We start from the raw sequence: 24,474 nt of genomic DNA, 5'->3' as shown, positions 1-24,474 counted from the left end.
GGAACGACGACGGTGGGGCCATGGCAAGCCTCGCACCCTCCCGCCCCCGCCTCGGCGCCACCACCCCGCGCGCCCGCGTCCCCCGGTCGGTCCGTCACCTCGGACCGAACTGGTACGCCTCCGTGATGGGCACCTCCGTCGTCGGCACCGCGGGCGCCGCGCTCCCCGTCACCGTGCCCGGTCTCCGTACCGCCTGCACCGCCGTCTGGGCGCTCTCCCTCGCGATGCTGCTGACCCTGCTCACGGCCCGGGCCGCGCACTGGCACCGCCACCGCGACCAGGCCCGCGCCCATCTCCTCGACCCGGCCGTGGCCCCCTTCTACGGCTGCCTGGCGATGGCGCTGCTCGCCGTCGGCGGCGGCACGCTGACCCTCGGCGGGGAGTGGCTCGGCGCCCCCGCGTCCGTCGCCCTCGGCGCCGTCCTGCTCACCGCCGGCACGGCGGTGGGGCTGGCCGCCGCCGTGGCCGTGCCGTACCTGATGGTGGTCCGGCACCGGATCGAACGGGCCTCCCCGGTCTGGCTGCTGCCCGTCGTCGCCCCCATGGTCTCCGCCGCGCTCGGCCCGCTGCTCCTCCCCCACCTGCCCGGGGGTCAGGCCCGGCAGACCCTCCTCCTCGGCTGCCACGCGATGTTCGGCGTCAGCCTGCTCGCCACCCTGGTGATGCTGCCGCTGGTCTTCGGCCGGCTGGTCCTGGACGGGCCGCTGCCGCTCGCCCTCACCCCCACGCTCTTCCTCGTCCTCGGCCCGCTCGGCCAGTCCACCACCGCCGCGAACGCCTTCGCCGACTCCGCCGCCGGGGTGCTCCCCGACGCCTACGCGCACGGCTTCGCCGCCTTCGCCGTCCTCTACGGCGTGCCGGTCATGGGCTTCGCGCTGCTGTGGCTGGCGCTCGCGGGGGCGATGGTGGTGCGGGCCCGGCGCGCGGGCATGGGCTTCGCCATGACCTGGTGGGCCTTCACCTTCCCCGTCGGCACCTGCGTCACCGGCGCCGAGGGGCTCGCCCGCCACACCGGCCTGGCCGCCTTCCGCTGGCTCGCGATCGTCCTGTACGCGTTCCTCGCCGCGGCCTGGCTGGTGGCCGCCGTCCGCACCGTGCGCGGCCTGGTCAGCGGAGCGCTGCTCGCAGGGCCCGTCCGAGCAGCCGGGGTGCCCGCGCCAGCGACGGCCCGTACCAGGTGAGCATCCGCCCGTCGACGAGCGCGGCCGCGGCCCCGGGGAACGCCTCGGGGCCGTCGTCGGCGGTGAAGCGGTACGGCTCGTCCGGGAGGACCACCAGGCGCGGCCGGGCCGCGGTCAGCTCGTCGAGCGGGACCTTCGGATAGCGCTCGGGGTGGTCCGCGTAGAGGTTGCGGACGCCGAGGCGGGCGAGGAGGTCGCCGGCGAAGGTGTCCCGGCCGAGCACCATCCAGGGCCGCCGCCAGATCGGTACGACGGCGGTGATCCCCTCCCCCACCGGCTCCGCGCCGGCCCACGCCTCCTCCGCCTCCGCCAGCCAGCGGGGGCGGCGGGGCGCGCCGCAGGCGGCGAGGACGTCGCCGAGGGCGGTCAGCCCCTGGTCGAGGGTGCGGACCTCGGTGACGAGGACCTCGGCGCCGCCGTCCCGCAGGGCGGCGAGGTCGGGGGCGCGGTTCTCCTCCTCGTTGGCGAGGACCAGGTCGGGGCGGAGCGCCAGGACCGCGGGCACGTCGGGGTTCTTGGTGCCGCCGATCCGGGCGACGCCGAGCCCGGCGGGGTGGGCGCACCAGTCGGTGGCGCCGACGAGCGCTCCGGGCGCGGTGACGGCGACCGCCTCGGTGAGCGAGGGGACGAGGGAGACGACCCGCGGGGCCCGGCCCCTGACGTGGATCACTCCTCCTCGACCTCGACGTGGTCGGCGACGGCGACGACGAGGAGGCGGGTGCCGGGTTCGGTGGCGCGCCAGCGGTGCCGGACGCCGCCGGAGAGGTAGAGGGTGTCGCCGCGGCCGAGCCGGTGGGCGCGGCCCTCCGCCTCGACCTCGGCGGCGCCGTCGGCGACGTACAGCAACTCGTCGTTGCGGTGCTGGAATTCGCGGCCGGCGTCCTGTTCGCCGGTGAACTCCAGGGCGTGCAGCTGGTGCCGGCCGCGGACCAGGCGCCGGACGCCCTCCGGCATGGCCTCGGTGCCCTCGCCGTCCCGGACGACGTCGACGGTGCGGGCGGCCTCGGCGATGGCGAGCAGCTCCGCGGCGGTGGTCTGGAGGGCTTCGGCGACCAGTTCGAGGGAGCGGCGGCTGGGGCGGGCCCGTTCGTTCTCGATCTGGCTGAGGAAGGGCACGGAGAGGCCGCTGCGGGAGGCGACGACGGCCAGGGTGAGCTTCAGGGCCCGGCGGCGCCTCTTGACGGCCGCGCCCACGCGGGGTGCTTCCTTCTCGTCCATGGCGGCTCCCTCCCTCTGCTGGCTGCCTCGTCGCGTACCGGCCGGTTACCTGAACCTTACGCAGCTTTGGGCCGGGGTTTCGCGTCGTGGCGGAAAGGAGGCCGGGAAGGGGCGGCCGCCGGTCACGGCCGGCGACCGCCCCTTCCCGGTGGGTGAGGATTCCGCGTCACGGCGGAGCGCGCGTCACGGGGGATTCCGCGTCACCGCGGGGTCCGCGCCACGGCGGGTCCCGCGTCACCGCGGATTCCGCGTCACCGCGGATTCCGCGCCACCGCGGAGCGCACGTCACCGCGGAGCGCGCGCGTCACTGCGGGGCGAGGCGCTCCGCGAGTCCGGGCTGTCCGTCGAGCCAGGCGCGGACGGCCTGCTGCTCCTTGCCCTTGCCGGACTCCTGGATCTCCTTCTCCAGGCCGGTGAGCTGCTCCTCGGTGAGCTCGAACTCCTTCAGCCAGGCGCCCACCTCGGGGTTCTCCTCGGTGAAGCCCTTGCGGGCGAGGGTGTGGACGCCGTCGCCCTTCCCCCAGACGCCCTTGGGGTCGGCGAGCTTGGTCAGCTCGTGGGCGGAGTAGGCCCAGTGCGGCGACCAGAGGGTGACGACGACCGGTTCCCGGCGGTCGTGGGCGCGCTTCAGCTCGGCGAGCATGCCGGGCGTGGAGCCGTCGACGACCTCGTACTCGCCCTCCAGACCGTACTCCTTCAGCACCTTGTCCTTGAGGATGCCCATCATCCCGGCGCTGGGCTCGATGCCGACGATGCGGCCCTTGAAGCGGTCGCCCTTGCCCTTGAGGTCGGCGAGGGACTTCACGTCCTTCACGTACGAGGGGACGGACAGCTCCAGGGAGGTCGGGCCGTACCAGGAGCCGAGGTCCTCCAGCTTGTTCCCGTACTTCTCCAGGTACGAGGCGTGGGTGACGGGCAGCCAGGCGTCGGTCTGGAAGTCGAGCTGCCCGCCGGCCAGGCCGGTGTAGAGCGCGCCGGCCTCCAGCTGCTTGGTCTCGACCTCGTAGCCCCGGCGCTCCAGGAGCTCCTTCCACAGGTAGGTGGAGGCGATGCCCTCGTCCCACGGGATGTAGCCGATGCTGATCTTCTTGCCGTGGCCGGCGCCCTGCCCGGCGGCGGTGGTGGAGGTGGCGCCGGAGCCGCCGAGGAAGCCGGAGCCGCCCGCGACGAGCGCGAGGACGACGATGCCGACGAGGGCGGTGACGGGCTGCGGGCGGTGCGCCCACAGCTGCGCGGTGCGGCGGCGGGCGGTGGCGGCGCGGGCCTTGGCGAGGGCGCGGCGGCCCAGCGGGGAGACCTGGCGGCCGAGCGCGCCGGTCATCCGGTCGAGGTACATGGCGAGGACGACGATGGAGACGCCGGCCTCGAAGCCGAGCCCGATGTCGACGTTGCCGATGGCCCGGTAGACGGCGCCGCCGAGTCCGCCGCCGCCGACCATGCCGGCGATGACGACCATGGACAGGCCGAGCATGATGACCTGGTTGACGCCGGCCATGATCGTCGGGACGGCGAGCGGCAGCTGCACGCGCAGCAGGGTGTCGCGCGGGGTGGTGCCGAACGCCTCGGCGGCCTCGACGAGTTCGGCGTCGACCTGGCGGATGCCGAGCTCGGTCATGCGGACGCCGGGCGGCAGCGCGAAGACGATGGTGGCGATGATGCCGGGGACGACGCCGACGCCGAAGAAGATGATGCCGGGGATGAGGTAGACCATCGCCGGCATGGTCTGCATGAAGTCGAGGACGGGCCGCAGCACGGCGCTGACCGTCTTCGACCGGGCCGCCCAGATGCCGAGCGGAACGGCGATCACCAGGGTGACGAGGGTGGCGACGAGGACCAGCGAGAGCGTCGCCATCGCCTCGTCCCACAGCTGCACCGAGTCGACGAGCACGAGGCCGGCGAAGGAGAGCAGCCCGGCGGCGAGGCCGCGCAGCCACCAGGCGACGACGGCGAGGATGCCGGCGAGCAGCAGCGGATGCGGGGCGGACAGGACGGCGTCGATGCCGTCGTACAGGCCGGTGATGCCGGAGCTGACGGCGTCGAACAGCCAGGAGAGCCGCGCCTGGAGCCAGTCGACGGAGCTGTCGACCCAGGAGCCGAGGGGAAGCCTAGGCACCGGCGGTCACCTCCTCGGCCGCGAGCCCGCCCATCACGGCGAGCAGTTCTTCCTTCCGTACGACTCCGAGGGCGGAGCCGCCGGCGTCCTGGACGGTCACCGGGTGCGGGCCCGCCGCGGCGAGGGCGCACAGGTCGGCGAGGAGCGTGTCGGGGCCGGCGACCGGGGCGTCCGGGTCGACGGGGCCGTCGGCCGCGGTCATGACGGCGGAGGCGGTGAGCACCCGGGAGCGGTCGACGTCCTGGATGAAGGAGGCGACGTAGTCGTCGGCGGGCCGGACGAGGATGTCCTCGGCGGTGCCGAGCTGCACGATCCGGCCGCCGCGCATGACGGCGATGCGGTCGCCGAGGCGCATGGCCTCGTTGAGGTCGTGGGTGATGAAGACGATGGTCTTCTTCAGCTTCTTCTGGAGCACCAGGAGCTGGTCCTGCATGTCGCGGCGGATCAGCGGGTCGAGGGCGCTGAAGGACTCGTCCATGAGCAGCAGGTCGGCGTCGGTGGCGAGCGCCCGGGCGAGGCCCACGCGCTGCTGCATGCCGCCGGAGAGCTCGTCCGGCCAGGACGTCTCCCAGCCGGCCAGGCCGCACAGCTCCAGTGCCTCGGCGGCGCGCTTCTCGCGCTCGGCGCGCGGGACGCCCTGGACCTCCAGGCCGTAGCCGGCGTTCTCCAGGACGGTGCGGTGCGGGAAGAGCGCGAAGTGCTGGAAGACCATGCTGATCCGGCGGGAGCGGACCTCGCGCAGGGCGCGGGGGGAGAGCGCGGTGAGGTCGTCGCCGTCGAAGAGGACGCGGCCCGCGGTCGGTTCGAGCAGGCCGTTGAGCATGCGCAGGAGGGTCGACTTCCCGGATCCGGAGAGGCCCATGACCACGAAGATCTGGCCCGGCTCGACCACGAACGACGCGTCGACGACGGCGGCGGTGACGCCGTCCTCGCGCAGCGCGTCGCGGTCGGCGCCGTCCACGAGGGCACGGACGGCGGCGGATTCCTCGGCGGGTCGTCTGCCGAACACCTTGAACAGGTGGTCGGCCTGGAGCCTGGACACATTCACCTCACGGGTAGCAGGGAAAACGGCCCGCCACCCCCGCGCGCGGGCCGTGGAGCGGGGCGGGATCTGCCCGCGACACCCGCCATGTACGGGGCCCACTGCTCAGGGCCCCTTACCGGGTCCGCTCCGGGCACGCGCCTGCCCCCCGCCCCCGGGGGCAAACGCAAAGGTGACAGGGGTCACGACGACCCCCGGAGCGGACGGCTGCGCCCCGCTGTCGGTGGGGTGCGGCATGATCGGGGGGTGACGCGACGCCTGATGCTCCTGGACACCGCCAGCCTCTACTTCCGCGCGTACTTCGGCGTGCCGGACTCCGTCCGCGCCCCGGACGGGACGCCGATGAACGCCGTGCGGGGGCTGCTCGACTTCATCGGCCGGCTGGTGCAGGACCACCGGCCGGACGAGCTGGTCGCCTGCTGGGACGACGACTGGCGGCCGCGGTGGCGGGTGGACCTCATCCCCTCGTACAAGGCGCACCGGGTGGCCGAGGAGACGGAGACCGGGCCGGACAGGGAGGAGATCCCGGGGTTCCTGGCCCCGCAGGTACCGGTGATCGAGTCCGTCCTCGCGGCGCTCGGCATCGCCCGGATCGGGGCGGCCGGGTACGAGGCGGACGACGTCATCGGCACCCTGGCGGAGCGGGCGAAGGGCCCGGTGGACATCGTCACCGGCGACCGGGACCTCTTCCAGCTGGTCGACGACGAGCGGGCGGTCCGGGTGCTGTACCCGCGCAAGGGCGTCGGCGACTGCGACCTGGTGGACGCGGAGCTGATCCGTACGAAGTACGGGGTGCGCCCCGACCAGTACGCGGACTTCGCCGCCCTGCGCGGCGACGCCAGCGACGGCCTGCCCGGCGTCAAGGGCATCGGCGAGAAGACGGCCGCGCAGCTGATCACCGAGTACGGCGACCTGGCGGGCGTGCGGGCGGCGGCCAAAGACCCCGCCTCGAAGCTCACCCCGGCCAAGCGGCGCGGGATCGTGGAGGCGGCGGCCTATCTGGACGTGGCGCCGGCGGTGGTCCGGGTGGCGCGGGACGTGGCGCTGCCGGAGTTCGACCCGGCCCTCCCGGCGGCCCCGCGCGACCCCGCGGCGCTGGAGGCGCTGGTGGCCCGCTGGGGTCTCGGCGGGGCGGTCGGCCGGCTGCTGCCGGTGCTCGCGGGCGCGCACGCCGGGACATGACCGCCCCGGGGGTGTTAACTTAGGCATGCCTAAGTCCTGGCCGCGGCCGGGGCTCGGGCGCCTCACCGCATCGCCCCCTCAGGCAGTCAGGAGAGTCCGCCGTGGCAGAGCAGCCGGCCCGCAAGGCCCCCAGGGCCACCGAAGCGCGCGTGGTGCGCACGGAGCGGATCACCCCGCACATGGTGCGGGTCGTCCTCGGCGGCCCGGGGCTGGACGGCTTCGACGCCGGCGAGTTCACCGACCACTACGTGAAGCTGCTCTTCGCCCCCGAGGGCGTGACCTACCCGGAGCCCTTCGACATGGAGCGGATCCGGGCCGCGTACCCGCGCGAGCAGTGGCCGACCACCCGCACCTACACCGTGCGCGCCTGGGACCCGGCCCTGCGCGAGCTCACCGTGGACTTCGTGGTCCACGGCGACGAGGGCCTGGCGGGCCCGTGGGCGGCCCGCGCCCAGATCGGCGAGACCGTCCGGTTCCTCGGCCCCGGCGGCGGCTACGCCCCGGACCCGGCGGCGGACTGGCACCTCCTCGTCGGCGACGAGAGCGCGCTGCCGGCGATCGCGGTGGCCCTGGAGCGGCTGCCGGCCGGCGCGCGGGTGCACGCCTTCGTCGAGGTCGAGGACGCGGCCGACGAGCAGAAGTTCGCGACCGCGGCGGGCGTCGAGGTGACCTGGCTGCACCGGTCCGGCCGCCCGGTCGGCGAGGCCCTGGTCGAGGCCGTGCGCGCCCTGGACTTCCCGGCGGGCGACGTGCACGCCTTCGTCCACGGCGAGGCCGGCTTCGTGAAGGAGCTCCGCCGCCACCTGCGCATGGAGCGCCAGGTGCCGCGCGAGCGGCTGTCCATCTCGGGCTACTGGCGCCTGGGCAAGACGGACGAGGGGTGGCGCGCGATCAAGCGCGAGTGGAACGAGCAGGTGGAGCGGGAGCAGGAGGCCCCGCAGGCCGCCTGACCGGTCCGTGGACATGAGGGAGGGGTGGGGGGGGGGGGCGGGGGCCCCCCCCCACCCCGCGCCGGCCCCGCGTCCGGGGCGCGCGGGGCGCGGGCGACCGCCGCCCCCGGCCCTCCACCCCTCCCCGTCTCACCCCCTTCCGCCCTTCTCGCCCTCCTCGTCCTTCTCGCCCCGGCCGAAGAGGCGGTACGAGGCGTCGGTGTGGGCGAGGCGGCGGAGCGCGGCGAAGACGGCGTCGCCGAGGGCGGTGCCGACGGCGACGCTCTCGACGAGTTCCTCGCGGGCCACGTGGTGCGCGACGTACTCCAGGTCGACCCGGGCGATCCGCTCGGCCGCGTCCGCGTAGACGTCGAGCACCTCGGCGAACCGCCCGTGACCGACGGAGTCGAGGGCGGTGAGAGCGACCGCCAGGGACCGCCCCGCCGGGCTGTCCGGACGGGAGCTCCAGCCCCTGGCGTCGATCAGCGCCTCGACCCGCTCGCGCGCCTCGGCCGATCCGGGCCCCTCGCTCCCGTCCTCGCACTCCTCGTCGCCGACGGGCTCGTCGCCGTAGCGGGGCACCATGCGGTGGGCGGCCTCGCCGAGCAGCTCGTGGACGGGCCGGTCGGGGTCGTCGACGGCCGCGATCACCTCGCGGACGGCCGCCACGGACATCCCGCCGACGTCGATCAGGGCGCGGATCAGGCGGAGCCGCCGCACGTGCGTCTCTTCGTACGCGGCCTGGTTCGGGCTCGTCAGCCGCCCGGCCGGGAGCAGTCCCTCCCGTACGTAGAACTTGATCGTGGGCACCGAGACCCCGGTTCTGCGGCTCAACTCACCGATGCGCACCGCGCGTTCACCTTTCCCCTGCACTTCCGGCCTTGCCGGGCTCCCCTCCATCATAGATAGTGGCACTATCAGATAGTGGCGAGTGCCACTATCCATGCTGACTACGGGGGGATCCGTATGTCCACGCGCACACCCATGCCCGCCTCCGCCCCGACGCTCCCCGCACCCCCGCCCCCGCCCCCGTCCCCCTCCCCGGACGGCCGCCTGCACCGGCCCCTCCTCTGGTTCGCCGCGGCGATGGCCGTCTTCGCGGTGATCAGCGCCGGCGGGATCGTCTTCGACGACCGGACCCTCGTCGGCGTCCCGATCTGGTCGAAGCCCTTCAAGTTCGCCGTCTCGTTCGTCGCCTACGCGCTGTCGCTCGCCTGGATGCTGAGCCTCCTGCCGCGCGGCCGGCGAGTGGGCTGGTGGGCCGGCACGGTCGTCACGGCGACCAGCGCCCTGGAGATGGCGCTGATCACCCTCCAGGTGATCCGCGGCCGGCAGAGCCACTTCAACCTGGAGACGCCCTTCGACGCCGCCGTCTTCCAGGCCATGGGCCTCACCGTGGTGATCCTCTGGCTGAGCGCCCTGACCATCGCCGTCCTCCTGCTGCGCGCCCGCTTCCTCGACCGCGCCACCGCCTGGGCCGTCCGCCTCTCCTCCCTGATCGCCCTCGCGGGCGCCGCCGTCGGCTTCCTGATGACCCGGCCCACCCCCGCTCAGCGCGCCGCCGGCGACCCGCCGATCGTCGGCGCCCACAGCGTCGGCGTCCCCGACGGCGGCCCCGCGCTCCCGGTCACCGGCTGGGCCGCCACCGGCGGCGACCTGCGCGTCGCCCACTTCTTCGGCATGCACGCCCTCCAGCTCGTACCGCTCCTCCTCCTCGTCCTGACCGCCCTGGCCCCCCGCCTCCCCCGCCTCGCCGACCCCCGGGTCCGGCTCCGCCTGGTCCTCACCGCCTCCGCCGCCTACGCGGCGACCTTCGCCCTCCTCACCTGGCAGGCCCTCCGCGGCCTGCCCCTCCTCCACCCCGACGCCACCGTCCTCACGGCAGCGGCCGTCCTCGCCTGCCTCACCGTGACAGCCGCCCTCCTCTCCCTCCGGGCCCCCCCACCCCTCCCTCTCCCTCTCCCCACGCCCCCGCCCCCGCCCCCGCCCCCGAGGCGCCTACGCTGGCGCCATGACCTCCCCCGACCGCGCCGCGGGCGCCGTCCTCGGCTCCGCCGTCGGCGACGCCCTGGGCGCCCCCTTCGAGTTCGGCCTCCCCGGCGCCTTCCGTGCCCGATTCCCGGACGGCTCCGGGGAGTTGTGCGGAGGCGGCGGCTGGGATCCGGGGGAGGCCACGGACGACACCCAGATGGCCGTGCTCGTCGGGGAGTCGCTGCTCGACCGGGGCGGACTCGACCTCCCCGACGTGTTCGACCGCTTCCGCCGCTGGGCGGCGGCCGACCCCAAGGACATCGGCCTCCTGACGGAGCGGGTGCTGCTGGGCGGCGAGCCGTGGGACCTGGCCGCCGCCCTGGACTTCCAGGTGGAAGGCCGCGGGGCGGGCAACGGCTGCCTCATGCGGGCCTCCACCTCCGCCGTCCACTTCGCCTCCCGGGGGCGGAGGGCCACCATGGACGCCGGACGCCGGCTCGCCGCCCTCACCCACGGGGACCGGGCCGCGTGGGAGGGCACGGCCCTCCTGCACGAGCTGGTCCGCGTCGCCCTGCTCGGCGAGGACCCGCTGACCGCGCTTCCGGACGCCCTGGCGGAGGTGGATCCGCCCCACCGGGAACGCTGGGCCACCGTCCTGGATCCCGGTTGGCGGCCGAAGGACGCGACGGAGTTCAACGGGGCGGTGTGGCCCTGCCTCGGGTCGGCGGTGTGGGCGCTGCGCACCACCGCCTCCTTCGAGGAAGCGGTGGCCGCCGCCGTCGACCTCGGCGGGGACACCGACACGGTGGCGGCCGTCACCGGCATGCTGGCCGGCGCCGCCCACGGCGCCGGGGCGATCCCGGGCCGCTGGACGGCCGCCCTGCATGTCCCCCTCCCCGGCTTCGGCGGCCGTGTCCTGCGCGCGGACGAGCTGCGGGCGCTGGCGGTCGCCCTGGTGTGAGCCCTCCGCCTGTCACCGCGCCCGGACCCGGGCCGTCACCTCGCGGTCCGGCTGGAGGGTGAGGCTCGGGGCCGGGCGTATCTCGTCGGCCTCCACGTCCAGGTCGTAACGGCGGGCCAGGGTGGCGAGGACGAGGACCGCTTCGACGAGGGCGAAGCGGGTGCCGAGGCAGACGCGGGGGCCGCCGCCGAAGGGGTACCAGGCGTATTCGGGGATCTCCTCCGCCGGGCGGCCCTCGGCGTCGGTGAGCCAGCGCTCGGGGCGGAAGGCCTCCGGGTCGCCGTACCAGCGGGGGTCGCGGTGGGTGGACCACTGGCTGGACCAGACGCGGGTGCCGGGCGGGATCGGGGTGCCGCCGAGGGTGGCGCCCTCCTTGGCGATGCCGGTGAGGAGCCAGATGGTGGGGTAGAGCCGCAGGGTCTCCTTGACCACGGCCTGGGTGTAGGCGAGCGAGGTGTAGTCGTCGTGGCCGGGCTCGTGGTCGGCGAGGACCCGGTCCAGTTCCTCGGTCAGCGTCCGCCGGACCTTCTCGTGGCGGGAGAGCAGGTACCAGGCCCAGACGAGGGTGGAGCTGGTGGTCTCGTGGCCGCCGACGTAGAGCGTGACCGTCTCGTCGCGGATCTCCCGGTCGGAGAGCGGGGCGCCGGTCTCGTCGCGGGCGGTGAGGAGCCGGCTGAGGAGGTCGGGCCGGTCCTCGCCGCCGTCGCGGTGGCGGGAGACCAGCCGGGAGACCTCGGCGTCGATGACGGCGGTGGCCTTCCTGATGCGGGCGCGGCCCGGGGTGGGGACCCAGTCGGGCAGGAGGGCCCCGATGCCGCTGAGTTCCGCCCCGATCTCCCGCTGCGCGACATCCATGGCCCGGCCGATCGCCTCGGCGTCGGCCGCGGTGTCCGTCCCGAAGATGGTGCGGACGGCGATGAGCTGGGTGAGGGCGGCCATCTCCTTCTTGATGTCGACCCGCTGTCCGTCGCTCCAGCGGTCGGCCAGGGCGACGGCGCACTCCGCCATGGTGGCCGCGTAGGAGCGGACCTGCTTGGGGCGGACGGACGGCTGGACCAGGGAGCGCTTGCGGCGCCAGTCGCGGCCCTTGGCGACGACGACGCCGTGACCGAGGAGGGTGCGGATGGCGATGCCCAGGTCGGGCTGGTCGAAGGTGTGCTCGATCCCGGTGAGCAGTTCGCCGATGTCGTCCGGGTGGGCGATGAAGAGGGCGGGGCGGGGGCCGAACCGCCAGCGGACGAAGTCGCCGCGCTCCCGCAGCCGTTCGAAGAAGGCGAGGGGGTCCTTGCCGAAGGCCGGCAGGTTGCCGAGCAGCGGCACCCCGCGCGGTCCTTCGACGACGGCGGTGCCGGCCCCGGCCCCCTCCGGCCGCGTGCCGCTGTCGGATCCGGTCCCGGTGCCGGCGCGTGTGGTCACGTACGTCCCCTCCCCCAACTCGCTCTCCCTGTGTGCGAGTCCATGCAAGCGGAAGGCTCCGGTGCCGCGCCACCCCTGTGGACAACCCCCTGTGGACAACCGGTCCCGATCATGCGGAGGGGCCCGTGATGTCCTCCATCACGGGCCCCTCGCAAGGGATATGACGAGGCGTCAGCCGACCGAGCTGTACGCCACCACGCCGCGCAGCAGCGCGTCCACGGCCTTGCGCGCGTTCTTCGCGACCGTGCTGTTCTCCTTCGGCGCCGCGGCGGCGATCTGTCCGAGGACGTCGATGACCTGCTTGCACCAGCGGACGAAGTCGCCCGCGGGCATCTCGGCCTCGCGCAGCACCTCGTCGAGGCTCTTGTCGGAGGCCCACTGGTGGACGGCCCAGGCGAAGCCGAGGTCCGGCTCGCGCTGGCCCACGCCCTCCGCCTGGTTGATCTTGAACTCCTCCTCCAGGGCGTCGAGCCGGCCCCAGATGCGGACCATCTCGCCGAGCGCCGCCTTGGCCCGGCCGCCGGGCACCTTGGGCGCCACGGCGTCGTCGGCCTGCCGGGCCTCGTAGACGAGGGCGGAGACGCAGGCGGCGAGCTCGGCGGGGTCGAGCCCCTCCCAGACGCCTTCGCGCAGGCACTCGCTGGCGAGCAGGTCGAGCTCGCCGTAGAGCCGGGCGAGCCGCTTGCCGTTGCCGGTGACCTCGTCGTCGCGGAGGTAGTCGAGTTCGGTGAGGAGCGCGACGATCCGGTCGAAGGTGCGGGCGATGGTGTTCGTCCGGCCCTCGATGCGCCGCTCCAGCTGCTTGGTGTCGCGCTGGAGGCGGTAGTAGCGCTCGGCCCAGCGGGCGTGGTCCTCGCGCTCGTCGCAGCCGTGGCAGGGGTGGGCGCGGATGGCCGTGCGCAGCCGGGCGATCTCGCGGTCGTCGGCGGCGCCGGAGCGCTGCTTGCGGTGCCGCTCGGGGTTGATGTGCCCGGCCTTGGAGCGCAGCGCGGAGGCGAGGTCCCGGCGGGACTGCGGGGAGCGCGGGTTGAAGGTCCTGGGGATGCGCATCCGCTCCAGGGCCTCCACCGGCACGGGGAAGTCGATGGAGGCGAGCCGCTTGACCTGCCGCTCGGCGGTGAGGACGAGGGGCCGGGGACCGTCGTGGTACTCGAAGCCGCGGTGGCCGTCGGTCCGGCCGGCGGGGAGGCCGGGGTCGAGGACGAGGGCGAGGCCGGCGAACTTGCCCGTCGGCACGTGGATGACGTCGCCGGGCTTCAGCCGCTCCAGGGAGGCGGCGGCCTGGGCGCGCCGCTGGGCGGCGCCCTGCTTGGCCAGTTCCGTCTCGCGGTCCTTGAGGTCGCGGCGGAGCCGCGCGTACTCCTCGAAGTCGCCGAGGTGGCAGGTCATGCCCTCGCGGTAGCCCGCGAGGCCCTCCTCGTTGCGCTGGACCTGGCGGGAGATGCCGACGACGGAGCGGTCCGCCTGGAACTGGGCGAAGGAGGTCTCCAGGAGTTCCCGGGAGCGGTGCCGGCCGAACTGCTCGACCAGGTTGACGGCCATGTTGTAGGAGGGCCGGAAGCTGGAGCGCAGCGGGTAGGTGCGGGTGCCGGCGAGACCGGCGAGGTGGTCCGGGTCGAGGCCGCGCTGCCAGAGCACGACGGCGTGGCCCTCGATGTCGATGCCGCGGCGGCCGGCGCGTCCGGTGAGCTGGGTGTACTCGCCCGGGGTGATGTCGGCGTGCTGTTCGCCGTTCCACTTGACCAGCTTCTCCAGGACGACCGTCCGGGCCGGCATGTTGATGCCGAGGGCGAGCGTCTCGGTGGCGAAGACGGCCTTGACGAGGCCGCGGACGAAGAGCTCCTCGACGACCTCCTTGAAGGTGGGCAGCATGCCGGCGTGGTGGGCGGCGATGCCGCGCTCCAGCGCCTCCAGCCACTCGTAGTAGCCGAGGACGTGCAGGTCCTCGGTGGGGATGGCGGCGGTGCGGGCCTCGACGATCTCGCGGACGCGCAGGCGGGCGTCGTCGTCGTTGAGCCTCAGGCCGGCGTAGAGGCACTGCTGGACGGCGGCCTCGCAGCCGGCCCGGCTGAAGATGAAGGTGATGGCGGGGAGGAGGCCCTCGCTGTCGAGGCGGTCGATGACCTCGGGGCGGCCGGGGGTCCAGATGCGGGAGCGCTGGCGCCGCTCGCGCTCGCGGTCGGCCTCGCGGACCATCTTGCCCCGGCGCCGGTCGCGGGGGTTGTACGTGCGCGTGTTCTCGGTGCGGGCGAGGCGGAGCAGGTCGGGGTTGACCTCGCGGCGGGAGGCGCCGCGGCCGCCGTGGTCGGTCTCCTCCTCGAAGAGGTCGTACATCCGGCGGCCGGCGAGGACGTGCTGCCAGAGCGGCACGGGGCGGCTCTCGGAGACGATGACCTCGGTGTCGCCGCGGACCGTGTCGAGCCAGTCGCCGAACTCCTCGGCGTTGGACACGGTCGCGGAGAGGGAGACGAGGGTGACCGACTCGGGGAGGTGGATGATCACTTCCTCCCAGACGGCGCCGCGGAAGCGGTCGGAGAGGTAGTGGACCTCGTCCATGACCACGTAGCCCAGGCCGGAGAGGGCCTGGGACCCCGCGTAGAGCATGTTGCGGAGAACCTCGGTGGTCATGACGACGATCGGCGCGTCGCCGTTGACGCTGTTGTCGCCGGTGAGGAGGCCGACCTTGTCGGTGCCGTACCGCTTGACGAGGTCGGCGTACTTCTGGTTCGACAGCGCCTTGATGGGCGTCGTGTAGAAGCACTTGCGGCCCTGGGTGAGGGCGAGGTGGACGGCGAACTCGCCGACGATGGTCTTGCCGGAGCCCGTGGGGGCGGCGACGAGCACGCCCTTGCCCGCTTCGAGAGCCTGGCACGCCTCGATCTGGAAGGGGTCCAGACCGAACTCGTACATCTCTCGGAAGGGGGCCAGTGCGGTGGCCTGCTCTGCGTTGCGCGCGCGTGCGGCCGCGTACGCCTCGGCTGGGGTGAGGTCCTCTGTCATCTTGTCTTCGAGACTACCCGCCCCCTCCGACAGTGACGCGATCTTTATCGAGGGGATCCCGCGGCCTTCACCGGAGGGCTTCCCCGGCGGGCGGTGCCAGGACCGTGAGGGCCCTGGGGACGCACTCGGCGGTCAGCGGCAGCGGGCCGAGCGGCTCGCCGTCGGCGTAGCCGGTGGTGGCGGGGGCGTCCACGGTGACCGAGCGGACGCGGTGCGTGGTGACGGCGGGGTGGCCGAGGTGGGTGCCCCGGTAGACCCGGGGGAAGACCCTGAGGAGGGTGGTGCGGCCGACGTCGCCGACGACGGTGACGTCGAGGAGGCCGTCGTCGAGCCGCGCGCCGGCGCAGATCCGCATGCCGCCGCCGTAGGAGGTGCCGTTGCCGACGGCGACGAGGGTGGCGTCGGTCTCGACGGTGCGGTCGCCGTCGAGGACGAGTCGGAAGGGGACGGCGCGGAAGGCGGCGAGTTCGGCGAGGATCGCGAGGTCGTACTTGAAGCGGCCGGCGGGGAGCCGCATCCGGTTGCCCCGGTCGTTGACCCGCGAGTCGAAGCCGGACGCGAGGACGGTGCCGTACCAGCGGGGTCCGGCCGGGGTCGTGATCCGGCCGAGGTCGACGGTGCGGGCCGCGCCGTCGCGGAGGAGTCCGGAGACGAGGCGGGCGGCGTCGGCGGGGGCGCGGACGGGGAGGCCGAGGGAGCGGGCGAAGTCGTTGCCGGTGCCGACGGCGATCACGCCGAGCGGGGTGCCGGTGCCGGCGACGGCCTGGAGGGCGAGGGCGACCATGCCGTCGCCGCCGACGGCGACGAGGGCGCCGGTGCCGCCGGCGACGGCCTCGCGGGCGCGGCGCAGGGCGTCGGCGGCGTCGAGCCCGAGGACGGTGCGGACCGCGTGGCCGGCGGCGCGGAGGGCGTCGGCGGCGGGCCGGACCGCGTGGGCGCCGCGGCCGCGGCCCGCGGTGGGATTGACGAAGAGCGTGATGTCGCTGGACATGGCGGGGTCCCCCCGGACGGAGTCTGGGGGGACCCTACAAGACCGGCCCGCCGCCGTGGCCGCCGGTGCGGCGGCCGGCGGGCTCAGGTGATGTCGTCGTAGCCGCCCGCGCGGTGGGCGCGGGCGCCGTCGGACTCTCCCGCCGCCTGCTCGGGCAGGGCGCGGGCGGCGGGGACGGCGTCCAGGGCGCCGACGGGCTCGGGGGTGAGGTCGAGCACCGAGGCCTCGTCGTCGGAGAGCTGGGCGTCGGGGTCGCGGCGGGCCCGTCGCCGGTCGTTGAGGAGCGAGAAGCCGACCGCGAGGAAGTACAGGACGATGATCGGTCCGGAGAGGGCGATCATGCCGACCGGGTCGGTGGACGGCGTGGCGACGGCACCGAAGACGAAGGTGCCCATGACCATGGCGCGCCACCAGCCGGCCATCCGCTTGCCGGTGACCACGCCGGTGAGGTTGAGCATGATCAGCAGCAGCGGCAGCTCGAAGGCGAGGCCGAAGACGAGGACCATCCTGGTGGTGAAGTCCAGGAGGTCGTCGAGGGAGAGGAAGTTCGACGCGACCTCGGGCGTGATGCTGATGAGCACCCGCACGCTGACCGGCATGATGAGGAACGCGGTGTAGGCGCCGGCCGCGAAGAGAGGGACGGCGATGGCGGCGAACCAGTACGTGTACTTCTTCTCGCTCTTGTGCAGGCCGGGTGCGACGAAGGCCCAGAGCTGGTAGAGCCAGACCGGGGTGGCGGCGATGAGGCCGGCCAGCATGATCACCTTCACCGTGGAGGTGAACGGGGAGAGCATGGTCTGGTAGGCGAGGACGACGCAGCGTCCACCCGTGTTGTCGGAGAGGGGGCTGTCCGGGGGGCACTTCGGTACGGGGGAGGCCAGAAGGTCCATCAGCTGCTGGCTGAAGAACGCGGCCACCACGGAGGCGGCGACGATCGCGAGCATCGCCTTCGCGACACGGTTGCGCAGCTCACGGAGATGATCGGCGAGTGGCATCCGCCCCTCGGGATCCTTCTCCTTCTTCATGCGGGCAGACTTGGGCAACCCACGTCCTCATCTCGTGCGGGCAGGCCGCTGTGCGGCGTACGTGCGGGGCGAACGGATCAGCGCTGGGGTACGGGTCAGCGCTGGGTGGAGTCCGACGCCTCGGTCACGGGGCGGGCGCCGGTGACGTCGCCGGGGGCGGCCTTGATGGTGCGCGGGGCGGGGGCGGCCTGCTCGGCCGGGGCCTCGGCGGGGGCGGACTCCTGGCCCTCCGCCTTCATGGCCTTCGCCTCGCTCTTCAGGATGCGGGCCGACTTGCCCAGGGAGCGCGCCATCTCCGGGAGCTTCTTGGCGCCGAAGAGGAGCACGACGACCAGCAGGATGAGGCTGATCTCAAGGGGACCGATCTGACGGAACATGGCTGTGGTCTCTCTTCTCACCGAGGCGGCATGAGTGCGTGCCCGGCCGGTCGGACATGCGTCCGGCCACCGCGCTGCCTGCGATCGTAACCCGCAGGAGTAAACGTCGGGCAATGCCCGTGCGTACTCGCGATTGCGTCCGAGGGGGCCTGATCAGGCCACCTCGACGGTCCGTACGGCCCCCGACTCAGGGGAGGGAGCGGCCGGTTCGGGCCAGTCCGCCGGCGGCGGTCTCCAGCTCCTCGGCGGCGCGCTGGATCCGCTGTGTGGTGACGGCCACTTGGCGGCCGAGGCGCCGGACCTCCAGGAAGACCTTGACGGCGAGGACGCCGAGGACGGCGAGGCCGAGGAAGCCGAGGGCGATCGCGAGCATGGGCCAGAACATGTGCCGAGCCTAGCCCTTGGGGGGTGGGGGCCCGGTCAGGCGGTGGTGTGCAGGCGGAGGGTGCGGACGCCGCCGCCGGTGAGGAGTTCGACGATGCGTTCGCCGGCGGGTTTGCGGACGGCGCTGCCGCACTCGGGGCAGGTGAAGGAGTAGAAGGTGGTGCGGCGGCTGGCCCCGATGGCCAGGCGCAGGGCGCCGGCGGCGAGTTCGAAGCGGCAGCGGCAGTCGGGGCAGGCGGCCTTGAAGAGGACCGGGGCCACCGATGCCGACAGACCGGGCATCACGGACATTTCCCTCAACTCTCTCTGCCTCGAACTCCCTGGACCTTCATGGAACCCGCCGCCCCCGGCCGGGGGCGGGACGGGGCCGGCTCACGCGTCCTGGTACGCGGCGAGCGCCGCGGCCGCCGCCTCCCGCGCGCTGTCCGCGAGGCCGGCCGGCGAGACGATCCGCCCGTCGCTGCCGAGCCGCAGCGCGAGCCGCTTCAGCGAGGCCGGGTCGGGGGTGCGCAGGGTGATCCGCAGCCCGCCGTCCGGCAGCTCGTCGGCCCGGTCGTGCGGGTAGTACTCGGCGACCCAGCGGCCGCCGGGGCCGACCTCGACCACCACCTCCGGGTCGTCGGCCGAGGGCTGGACCAGTCCCTCGGACAGGTCCCGCAGCTCCAGCTCCGGCGGCGCGGCGGCCTCCTCCAGGATCCGGACCTCGGCGACCCGGTCGAGCCGGAAGGTGCGGCGCGCCTCGGAGAGCCGGCACCACGCCTCCATGTAGGTGTGGCCGACGGCGAACAGGCGGATGGGGTCGACCTCGCGCTCGGTGAGCTCGTCGCGGGCCGGCGAGTAGTAGCGCAGCCAGAGCCGCCTGCGCTCGGAGATGGCCCGGTCGACCTCGGCGAAGACGCCGCCCTCGGACTCGAAGGTGACCGAGAGGCGGGAGCTGGCGCCGGCGGCCTCGCCGGCCGCGGCCTCCAGCTTGGCGGTGGCGCGGACCAGCGCGTCCCGGTCGCCCTCGCGCAGCCCGGGCAGGGTGGCGACGGCGCGGGCGGCGACGAGCAGCGCGGTGGCCTCGTCGGCGGCGAGCCTCAGCGGCTCGGCGACATCGTCCGGATTGTGCCACCAGATCCGGTCGCCGTCGGTGTCGATGTCGAGGAGGTCGCCGCCCCGGAAGCTGGTGCCGCACATCGGCAGCACGTCGAGGTCGGAGATCAGCTCGTCCTCGGTGATGCCGAAGGCGCGGGCCACGTCGGCGACGTGGGCGCCGGGGCGCTCGCGGAGGTAGGTGACGAGGGAGAGCATCCGCCTCGTCTGGTCGATCGCGTTGGCAGCCATGCGGTACGTCTTCCCCTCAGCCCTTGGCGACGGCGCGCAGCCGCTCCACCACGTCGGCCCGCAGGTCGGCCGGTTCCAGTACGACGACGTCGGGGCCGAACTCGACGAGCCAGGCGTCGAGGCCGTGCCCGTACGGGATCTCCAGCTCGTCCCAGCCGTCGGCGCCCTCGCGGGTCTCGGTGGCGCGGGCCCGCAGCGGGTAGCCGCAGCCGGCCCGCAGCCGGATGCGGGCGGAGCGGGTGGCGGTCTCCCCCGCCCAGCTCTCCACGGTCTCGCGGACGGTGACCACGTCCGGCACGGGCGCGGTGAAGGCGCCGGCCCGGGAGCGGACCCTGCCGGTGATGCGGGAGAGGCGGAAGACGCGCTCGGCGCCGCGGTCGCGGTCCCAGCCGGCCAGGTACCAGTGGCCGCGCCAGCACTCCAGCGTCCAGGGCTCGACCTGGCGGGGCTCGGGGCGGGCGGCGTTGGCCTTGCGGTAGTCGAAGGCGACGGGGCGCCGGTCGCGGCAGGCCAGCATCAGCGGCTCGAAGGCGGCCTCGTGGACCGGGATGCGGGGTTCCAGGGCGCTGGAGTGGAGGTCGTACGCCTCCTCGGCCTCGGGCATGCCGGCCGCGCGCAGCTTCTGGAGGGCGCCGCTGGCGGCGCCGGCGAGGCGGGCCTGCTGCCAGACCTTGGCGGCGAGGCCGAGCGCGGCGGCCTCCTCGGCGTCCAGGGTGATGGGCGGGAGGCGGTTGGAGTCGCGGCGGGCGAGGTAGCCGGTCTCGCCGTCGAGGTTCTCGACGGTCTCGATGACGAGGCCGAGCTCGCGGAGGTCGTCCTTGTCCCGCTCGAACATGCGGTTGAAGGCTTCGTCTCCGCTGGCCTCCATGTACGCCTCGATGGAACCGCGCAGCTCGCGCTTGCTGAGCGCGCGGCGCGTCCCGAGCAGGCACAGCGCGAGATTCATGAGCCGCTCGGCCTTGGCAATCGCCATGGACGCCCTGCACCCTCTTCCCGGTTCCGTTCTCGGACGTCCGACCGTACCGCCCCGGGGTGTCCGGACAAAAGCCGAGGGCCCCCGCCGCGGAGGCGGGGGCCCTCGGTACGGGGCGTGCGGGGCGGATCAGCCCTTCTTCACGGCCACCAGGTCGCAGACGAAGATCAGCGTCTCGCCGGGGGCGATCTTGTCGCCGGCGCCGCGGTCGCCGTAGGCGAGGTGGGCGGGGATGATCAGCTGGCGGCGGCCGCCGACCTTCATGCCCTGGACGCCCTGGTCCCAGCCCGGGATGACCTGGCCGACACCGAGCTGGAAGGGCAGCGGGGCGCCGCGGTTCCAGGAGGCGTCGAACTCCTCGCCGGTGCTGAAGGAGACACCGACGTAGTGGACCTGGACGTGGTCGCGGGCGGCGGCGGTCTCGCCGTCGCCCTCCCAGATGTCCTTGATCTCCAGGTCGGCCGGCGGCTCGCCGCCCGGGAAGTCGACCTCGGGCTTCTCGATGCTCACTGCAGTGTGCTCCTCATACGGTGAAACCACGCGGACGATGGCCCGCGCGACCCGGACAACCTACCTCGGGGCGGTCCGGGACGCGCGGCGGACGCCTACTGCTTGGCCAGGATGTCCACGGTGAAGACGAGGGTCGACTTCGCCGGGATCGGGCCCTGGGCCTGGTCGCCGTAGCCGTCGGCCGGCGGGACGACGAGCAGCACGCGGCTGCCGACCTTCTTGCCCTCCAGGCCCTTGCTCCAGCCCGGGATGACGCCGGCGAGCTGGAAGGTGGCCGGGGCGCCGCGGTCGTAGGAGCTGTCGAACTTCTTGCCGTCCTTCCAGAGCACGCCCTGGTACTGGACGGTCAGGGTGTCGGTGCTCTTGACGGCCTCGCCCTTGCCCTCGATGACGTAGTTCGAGACGAGCTTCGTCGGGGCGTCGGCCTTCGGCACGGTCAGCGAGGGGGCCTTGCCGTCGGTGTTGGTGCCGACCTTGGGCAGGTCCTTGTTCTCCTGGGCGACGACGGTGCCCGTGGCGGACTTCGGGACGGTGGTCGCCTTCAGGATGTCGACGACGAAGACCAGGGTGGCGCCCCCCTTGATGCTCGGCGGCGAGCCCTTGTCGCCGTAGCCGAGCTCCGGCGGGATGCCGATCTCGACGCGGCTGCCGACCTTCTGGCCCTTCAGGCCCTGGTCCCAGCCCTTGATGACCTGGCCGGCGCCGAGGGTGAGGGTGAAGGGCTCGCCGCGGTCGAAGCTGTTGTCGAAGGGGGTCGTCGAGTCCCAGGTCTGGCCGAGGTAGTTGACCTGGAGGGCGTCGCCGTCCTTGGTCACCGGGCCGTCGCCCTCGCTGACGACGTTGACCTTGAGCTCCTTCGGCGGGTCGCCCTCGCCCTTCGAGAGGGTCGGTTTCTCGCCGAACTTCTCGCCGGCGGTGATGGCGGGGAGCCCGTTGGTCATCGAGGCGTTATCGGAGCCCTTGGTGTCGCTGCCGCAGGCCGCTGTGGTGAGCAGCAGCAGCGGGACGACGAGAAGGCCGGCAAGTCGGCGCACGTGTTCCTCAGATCTCAGACGGCACGGTAGTTGTCCCGACACTCTAGGGGACCCGCCCGTGACGTCCAGGGCCCCGCGCGTCGCACGCGCGGGGCCCCGATCCGCTCTTCCGATCGTCCTACATACCGGCGATCAGCTTCTCCACCCGGTCGTCGACCGAACGGAACGGGTCCTTGCACAGGACCGTCCGCTGCGCCTGGTCGTTGAGCTTGAGGTGGACCCAGTCGACGGTGAAGTCCCGGCGCTGCTCCTGGGCGCGGCGGATGAAGTCGCCGCGGAGCCGGGCCCGGGTGGTCTGCGGGGGCACGGACTTGCCCTCGAAGATCTTCACGTCGTTGCAGACCCGCGCCGCCTGCCCGTTCTTCTGGAGCAGGTAGTACAGCCCGCGGCGGCGGTGGATGTCGTGGTACGCGAGGTCTATCTGGGCGACCCGCGGGTTCGACATGGTCATGTTGTGCTTGGCGCGGTACCGCTCGATGAGCTTGTACTTCATCACCCAGTCGATCTCGGTCTGGATGCGGTCCAGCTCCTCCTGCTCGATCGCGTCGAGCGTGCGGCCCCACAGTTCGAGCACCTGGGCGACGGTGCCGGAGCGGATGCCGCGCCGGTCGACGAAGTCGGACGCCTTCTCGAAGTACTCGCGCTGCACCTCCAGCGCGGACGCCTCGCGGCCGCTGGCCAGCCGGACCTTGCGCTGGCCGGTGATGTCGTGGCTGACCTCGCGGATGGCCCGGATCGGGTTCTCCAGGGTCAGGTCGCGCATCACCGTGCCGGCCTCGATCATGCGCAGCACGAGGTCGGTGGCGCCGACCTTGAGCAGCATGGTCGTCTCCGACATGTTGGAGTCGCCGACGATGACGTGGAGCCTGCGGTAGCGCTCGGCGTCGGCGTGCGGCTCGTCCCGGGTGTTGATGATGGGCCGGGAGCGGGTGGTGGCGGAGCTGACGCCCTCCCAGATGTGCTCGGCGCGCTGGGAGACGCAGTAGACGGCCCCGCGCGGGGTCTGGAGGACCTTGCCCGCCCCGCAGATCAGCTGACGGGTGACCAGGAACGGGATGAGGATGTCCGCGAGCCGGGAGAACTCGCCGTGGCGGGCGACGAGATAGTTCTCGTGACAGCCGTAGGAGTTTCCGGCGGAGTCGGTGTTGTTCTTGAAGAGATAGACGTCGCCCGCGATTCCCTCCTCGTGCAGGCGGCGTTCGGCGTCCACGAGAAGACCTTCGAGAATGCGCTCGCCGGCCTTGTCGTGGGTGACGAGTTCGATCACGTCGTCGCATTCCGGTGTGGCGTATTCCGGATGCGAACCCACGTCGAGGTACAGACGGGCACCGTTCCGCAGGAAGACATTGCTGCTGCGGCCCCATGACACGACTCGGCGGAAGAGGTACCGCGCCACTTCGTCAGGAGACAGTCGGCGCTGTCCCCTGAACGTGCACGTGACGCCGTACTCGTTCTCCAGCCCGAAAATGCGGCGGTCCATGTCTGAACATTACGCCTGACGGCCTGTGCTGAAACCGGGTTGGACGTTCCCGTTGCGATCGTTTTCCGGTCAGAGGGCGTTCTTTTCGGTGTGCACGGGGTCCGCGGCGCCCCCGCTCACGGCGTGTCGCGTCCGGCGGCCGGGCGCGTCGGGGTCGTCCAGGACCCGGCCGGTGGCGAGCAGCACCAGCAGGGCGACGAGGCCGCCCCCGCCGGCCACGGCGAATCCGGCCACGGTCCCGGCGAGTTCGACGGCGGGGCCGGCGGCGGCCGAGCCCAGGGCGGCGCCGACGCCGAAGGTGGTGACCAGCCAGGAGAAGGCCTCGGTGACCGTGCCGGCCGGGGCGTGCCGGTCCACCACGATGAAGGCGCAGGCCAGGACCGGGGCGAGGAAGAAGCCCGAGAGGGCCGCGAGGCCGCTCATGGCGACCGGCCCCGGCGTGAGCGTCAGGGGCAGGTAGCAGAGCGCGAGCAGGGCCACCAGGACCCGCAGCCGGCGCTCGGGCGCGCCCGCCCACCGCCGGGCGCCGTAGAGGACGCCGCCGAGGAGGGCGCCGAGGCCGAGGGCGGCCATCAGCCAGCCGTAGACGGACGGGGTGCCGCGGTCGTCGGCGTAGGCGACGGCGGCCACCGTGATGGAGCCGAGGGCGAGGCCGACGAAGAAGAACGAGCCGAGCAGGGCGAGCAGGCCGGGCGAGCGCAGCGCGCCGAGCCAGTGGGCCTCGCGGGGCGCGGAGCGCCAGGCCCGGGAGGGCTCGGAGAGGACGACGGAGAGGGCGCCGAGCACACCGAGGAGGTTGATGACGAGGAGGGCGGCGGCGGGCGACCACAGGGCGACGAGGAGGGTCACCAGGAGCGGGCCGACGGTGAACATGACCTCCTGGGCGACCGCGTCGAGGGCGTACGCGCGGTGGACCCGGTCCTCACGGCCCAGGACGCTCGGCCACAGGGCGCGCAGGCCGCCCTCCAGGGGCGGGGTGAAGAACCCGGCGAGCACGACGGCCGCGTAGGCGAGGGGGAGGTTCCCGAGGCCGACGAGGGCGAAGAGGGCCATGCCGAGGGCGGAGAGGACGGCGGCGGGGAGCTGGACGCGGGGCTGGCCCTTGAGGTCGACGGCCCGGCCGAGGAGCGGCTGCCCGACGGCGTTGGCGAGGCCGTACGCGGCGACGAGGCCGCCCGCGAGCGCGTAACCGCCGCCCTGGTCGCGGACGAAGAGCGTCATGGCCACGGGGCCGGTGCCGTTGGGCAGCCGGCCGACCAGGGTGCCGGTGAGCAGGCGGAGCGCGTGCGGCGCCCGCAGGATGTCGCGGTAGCCGCCGTCTGCCGTGGCCTCGGTGGCCATGCGGGTCTCCCCTCCGTCGG

At 73.7% G+C, this 24,474-nt stretch carries 22 protein-coding genes and 1 pseudogene; 5 read left to right on the top strand and 18 right to left on the bottom strand.

Features of this window, described 5'->3' with window-relative positions:
* Positions 1–20: 20 nt before the first annotated feature.
* Positions 21–1,181, top strand: coding sequence for a TDT family transporter (locus AB0E83_RS06300; protein WP_362106696.1), 1,161 nt, complete (start codon positions 21–23; stop codon positions 1,179–1,181).
* Here the strand turns inward: AB0E83_RS06300 and AB0E83_RS06295 are convergent.
* From AB0E83_RS06295 to AB0E83_RS06280, 4 genes are all read right to left on the bottom strand, one after another.
* A complete protein-coding gene (locus AB0E83_RS06295; protein ID WP_362106693.1) occupies positions 1,108–1,851 on the bottom strand; it encodes a helical backbone metal receptor in 744 nt (247 codons plus the stop codon). The genes AB0E83_RS06300 and AB0E83_RS06295 overlap by 74 nt on opposite strands.
* Complete coding sequence (locus tag AB0E83_RS06290) at positions 1,848–2,399, bottom strand: cupin domain-containing protein (RefSeq protein ID WP_362106690.1); 552 nt, start codon at positions 2,397–2,399, stop codon at positions 1,848–1,850. The genes AB0E83_RS06295 and AB0E83_RS06290 overlap by 4 nt, the downstream gene beginning before the upstream one ends.
* Positions 2,400–2,703: 304 nt before the next feature.
* On the bottom strand, positions 2,704–4,512 hold the full coding sequence (locus tag AB0E83_RS06285) for an ABC transporter permease/substrate binding protein (RefSeq protein WP_362106687.1): 1,809 nt from the start codon (positions 4,510–4,512) through the stop codon (positions 2,704–2,706).
* Positions 4,505–5,554: a glycine betaine/L-proline ABC transporter ATP-binding protein gene (locus tag AB0E83_RS06280; protein WP_362106684.1), complete on the bottom strand. Its 1,050-nt coding sequence runs from the start codon at positions 5,552–5,554 to the stop codon at positions 4,505–4,507. Before AB0E83_RS06280 ends, AB0E83_RS06285 begins: the two co-directional genes overlap by 8 nt.
* Before the next feature lie 261 nt (positions 5,555–5,815).
* Here AB0E83_RS06280 and AB0E83_RS06275 point away from each other — a divergent pair, with 261 nt between their 5' ends.
* Both AB0E83_RS06275 and AB0E83_RS06270 read left to right on the top strand, forming a co-directional pair.
* Positions 5,816–6,736, top strand: a complete 921-nt coding sequence (locus tag AB0E83_RS06275; protein ID WP_362106880.1) for a 5'-3' exonuclease — start codon at positions 5,816–5,818, stop codon at positions 6,734–6,736.
* A 101-nt stretch (positions 6,737–6,837) separates the two neighbouring features.
* On the top strand, positions 6,838–7,686 hold the full coding sequence (locus tag AB0E83_RS06270; RefSeq protein WP_362106681.1) for a siderophore-interacting protein: 849 nt from the start codon (positions 6,838–6,840) through the stop codon (positions 7,684–7,686).
* 129 nt (positions 7,687–7,815) lie between these two features.
* Here AB0E83_RS06270 and AB0E83_RS06265 read toward each other — a convergent pair whose 3' ends face one another.
* Positions 7,816–8,514 carry a MerR family transcriptional regulator gene (locus AB0E83_RS06265; protein ID WP_362106678.1) on the bottom strand — a complete coding sequence of 233 codons (699 nt, stop codon included), beginning with the start codon at positions 8,512–8,514 and terminating at the stop codon, positions 7,816–7,818.
* Positions 8,515–8,751: 237 nt separating this feature from the next.
* Here AB0E83_RS06265 and AB0E83_RS06260 point away from each other — a divergent pair.
* Both AB0E83_RS06260 and AB0E83_RS06255 read left to right on the top strand, forming a co-directional pair.
* Positions 8,752–9,561 (top strand): annotated as a pseudogene (locus AB0E83_RS06260) (hypothetical protein); the annotation flags it as partial.
* A gap of 115 nt (positions 9,562–9,676) precedes the next feature.
* Positions 9,677–10,597: an ADP-ribosylglycohydrolase family protein gene (locus tag AB0E83_RS06255; RefSeq protein WP_362106675.1), complete on the top strand. Its 921-nt coding sequence runs from the start codon at positions 9,677–9,679 to the stop codon at positions 10,595–10,597.
* Between the two features lie 12 nt (positions 10,598–10,609).
* Here AB0E83_RS06255 and AB0E83_RS06250 read toward each other — a convergent pair whose 3' ends face one another.
* The 13 genes from AB0E83_RS06250 to AB0E83_RS06190 all read right to left on the bottom strand — a co-directional run bounded on the left by AB0E83_RS06250 (position 10,610) and on the right by AB0E83_RS06190 (position 24,454).
* Positions 10,610–11,917 carry a cytochrome P450 gene (locus AB0E83_RS06250; protein ID WP_362106877.1) on the bottom strand — a complete coding sequence of 436 codons (1,308 nt, stop codon included), beginning with the start codon at positions 11,915–11,917 and terminating at the stop codon, positions 10,610–10,612.
* A 267-nt stretch (positions 11,918–12,184) separates the two neighbouring features.
* The gene (locus tag AB0E83_RS06245) at positions 12,185–15,013 is read right to left on the bottom strand and encodes a DEAD/DEAH box helicase (protein ID WP_362106672.1); all 2,829 of its coding nucleotides are present in this window, start codon (positions 15,011–15,013) and stop codon (positions 12,185–12,187) included.
* 67 nt (positions 15,014–15,080) lie between these two features.
* The gene (locus tag AB0E83_RS06240; RefSeq protein ID WP_362106669.1) at positions 15,081–16,004 is read right to left on the bottom strand and encodes a diacylglycerol kinase; all 924 of its coding nucleotides are present in this window, start codon (positions 16,002–16,004) and stop codon (positions 15,081–15,083) included.
* An 83-nt stretch (positions 16,005–16,087) separates the two neighbouring features.
* Complete coding sequence (gene tatC, locus AB0E83_RS06235; RefSeq protein WP_362106874.1) at positions 16,088–16,999, bottom strand: twin-arginine translocase subunit TatC; 912 nt, start codon at positions 16,997–16,999, stop codon at positions 16,088–16,090.
* 125 nt (positions 17,000–17,124) lie between these two features.
* Positions 17,125–17,406, bottom strand: coding sequence for a Sec-independent protein translocase subunit TatA (gene tatA / locus AB0E83_RS06230; protein WP_362106666.1), 282 nt, complete (start codon positions 17,404–17,406; stop codon positions 17,125–17,127).
* 187 nt (positions 17,407–17,593) lie between these two features.
* A complete protein-coding gene (locus AB0E83_RS06225; RefSeq protein ID WP_362106663.1) occupies positions 17,594–17,791 on the bottom strand; it encodes a hypothetical protein in 198 nt (65 codons plus the stop codon).
* A gap of 35 nt (positions 17,792–17,826) precedes the next feature.
* Positions 17,827–18,081 carry a hypothetical protein gene (locus AB0E83_RS06220; protein WP_362106660.1) on the bottom strand — a complete coding sequence of 85 codons (255 nt, stop codon included), beginning with the start codon at positions 18,079–18,081 and terminating at the stop codon, positions 17,827–17,829.
* An 81-nt stretch (positions 18,082–18,162) separates the two neighbouring features.
* Positions 18,163–19,116, bottom strand: coding sequence for a WYL domain-containing protein (locus AB0E83_RS06215; protein ID WP_362106657.1), 954 nt, complete (start codon positions 19,114–19,116; stop codon positions 18,163–18,165).
* A gap of 16 nt (positions 19,117–19,132) precedes the next feature.
* The gene (locus AB0E83_RS06210) at positions 19,133–20,089 is read right to left on the bottom strand and encodes a WYL domain-containing protein (RefSeq protein WP_362106654.1); all 957 of its coding nucleotides are present in this window, start codon (positions 20,087–20,089) and stop codon (positions 19,133–19,135) included.
* Positions 20,090–20,218: 129 nt separating this feature from the next.
* On the bottom strand, positions 20,219–20,599 hold the full coding sequence (locus AB0E83_RS06205) for an FKBP-type peptidyl-prolyl cis-trans isomerase (RefSeq protein WP_362106651.1): 381 nt from the start codon (positions 20,597–20,599) through the stop codon (positions 20,219–20,221).
* 95 nt (positions 20,600–20,694) lie between these two features.
* Positions 20,695–21,633, bottom strand: coding sequence for an FKBP-type peptidyl-prolyl cis-trans isomerase (locus AB0E83_RS06200; protein WP_362106648.1), 939 nt, complete (start codon positions 21,631–21,633; stop codon positions 20,695–20,697).
* A gap of 118 nt (positions 21,634–21,751) precedes the next feature.
* Complete coding sequence (gene pafA, locus AB0E83_RS06195; RefSeq protein ID WP_362106645.1) at positions 21,752–23,113, bottom strand: Pup--protein ligase; 1,362 nt, start codon at positions 23,111–23,113, stop codon at positions 21,752–21,754.
* A gap of 69 nt (positions 23,114–23,182) precedes the next feature.
* A complete protein-coding gene (locus AB0E83_RS06190; RefSeq protein ID WP_362106642.1) occupies positions 23,183–24,454 on the bottom strand; it encodes an MFS transporter in 1,272 nt (423 codons plus the stop codon).
* Between the last annotated feature and the right edge of the window lie 20 nt (positions 24,455–24,474).

Origin of the sequence: Streptomyces sp. NPDC035033, assembly GCF_040636735.1 — a bacterium.
In the GTDB taxonomy this organism is placed as follows: domain Bacteria; phylum Actinomycetota; class Actinomycetes; order Streptomycetales; family Streptomycetaceae; genus Streptomyces.
The sequence above is the reverse complement of the archived record's forward strand: the minus strand, read 5'-3'. Positions and strand labels throughout refer to the sequence as shown.

Excerpts from the sequence above, each read along its gene's own strand:
- AB0E83_RS06245 (WP_362106672.1), bottom strand. The coding sequence starts at position 15,013 with ATGACAGAGGACCTCACCCCAGCCGAGGCGTACGCGGCCGCACGCGCG.
- AB0E83_RS06240 (WP_362106669.1), bottom strand. The coding sequence starts at position 16,004 with ATGTCCAGCGACATCACGCTCTTCGTCAATCCCACCGCGGGCCGCGGC.
- tatA (WP_362106666.1), bottom strand. The coding sequence starts at position 17,406 with ATGTTCCGTCAGATCGGTCCCCTTGAGATCAGCCTCATCCTGCTGGTC.
- AB0E83_RS06290 (WP_362106690.1), bottom strand. The coding sequence starts at position 2,399 with ATGGACGAGAAGGAAGCACCCCGCGTGGGCGCGGCCGTCAAGAGGCGC.
- AB0E83_RS06225 (WP_362106663.1), bottom strand. The coding sequence starts at position 17,791 with ATGTTCTGGCCCATGCTCGCGATCGCCCTCGGCTTCCTCGGCCTCGCC.
- AB0E83_RS06210 (WP_362106654.1), bottom strand. The coding sequence starts at position 20,089 with ATGGCGATTGCCAAGGCCGAGCGGCTCATGAATCTCGCGCTGTGCCTG.
- pafA (WP_362106645.1), bottom strand. The coding sequence starts at position 23,113 with ATGGACCGCCGCATTTTCGGGCTGGAGAACGAGTACGGCGTCACGTGC.
- AB0E83_RS06220 (WP_362106660.1), bottom strand. The coding sequence starts at position 18,081 with ATGTCCGTGATGCCCGGTCTGTCGGCATCGGTGGCCCCGGTCCTCTTC.
- AB0E83_RS06215 (WP_362106657.1), bottom strand. The coding sequence starts at position 19,116 with ATGGCTGCCAACGCGATCGACCAGACGAGGCGGATGCTCTCCCTCGTC.
- AB0E83_RS06255 (WP_362106675.1), top strand. The coding sequence starts at position 9,677 with ATGACCTCCCCCGACCGCGCCGCGGGCGCCGTCCTCGGCTCCGCCGTC.
- AB0E83_RS06300 (WP_362106696.1), top strand. The coding sequence starts at position 21 with ATGGCAAGCCTCGCACCCTCCCGCCCCCGCCTCGGCGCCACCACCCCG.
- AB0E83_RS06275 (WP_362106880.1), top strand. The coding sequence starts at position 5,816 with ATGCTCCTGGACACCGCCAGCCTCTACTTCCGCGCGTACTTCGGCGTG.
- AB0E83_RS06190 (WP_362106642.1), bottom strand. The coding sequence starts at position 24,454 with ATGGCCACCGAGGCCACGGCAGACGGCGGCTACCGCGACATCCTGCGG.
- tatC (WP_362106874.1), bottom strand. The coding sequence starts at position 16,999 with ATGCCACTCGCCGATCATCTCCGTGAGCTGCGCAACCGTGTCGCGAAG.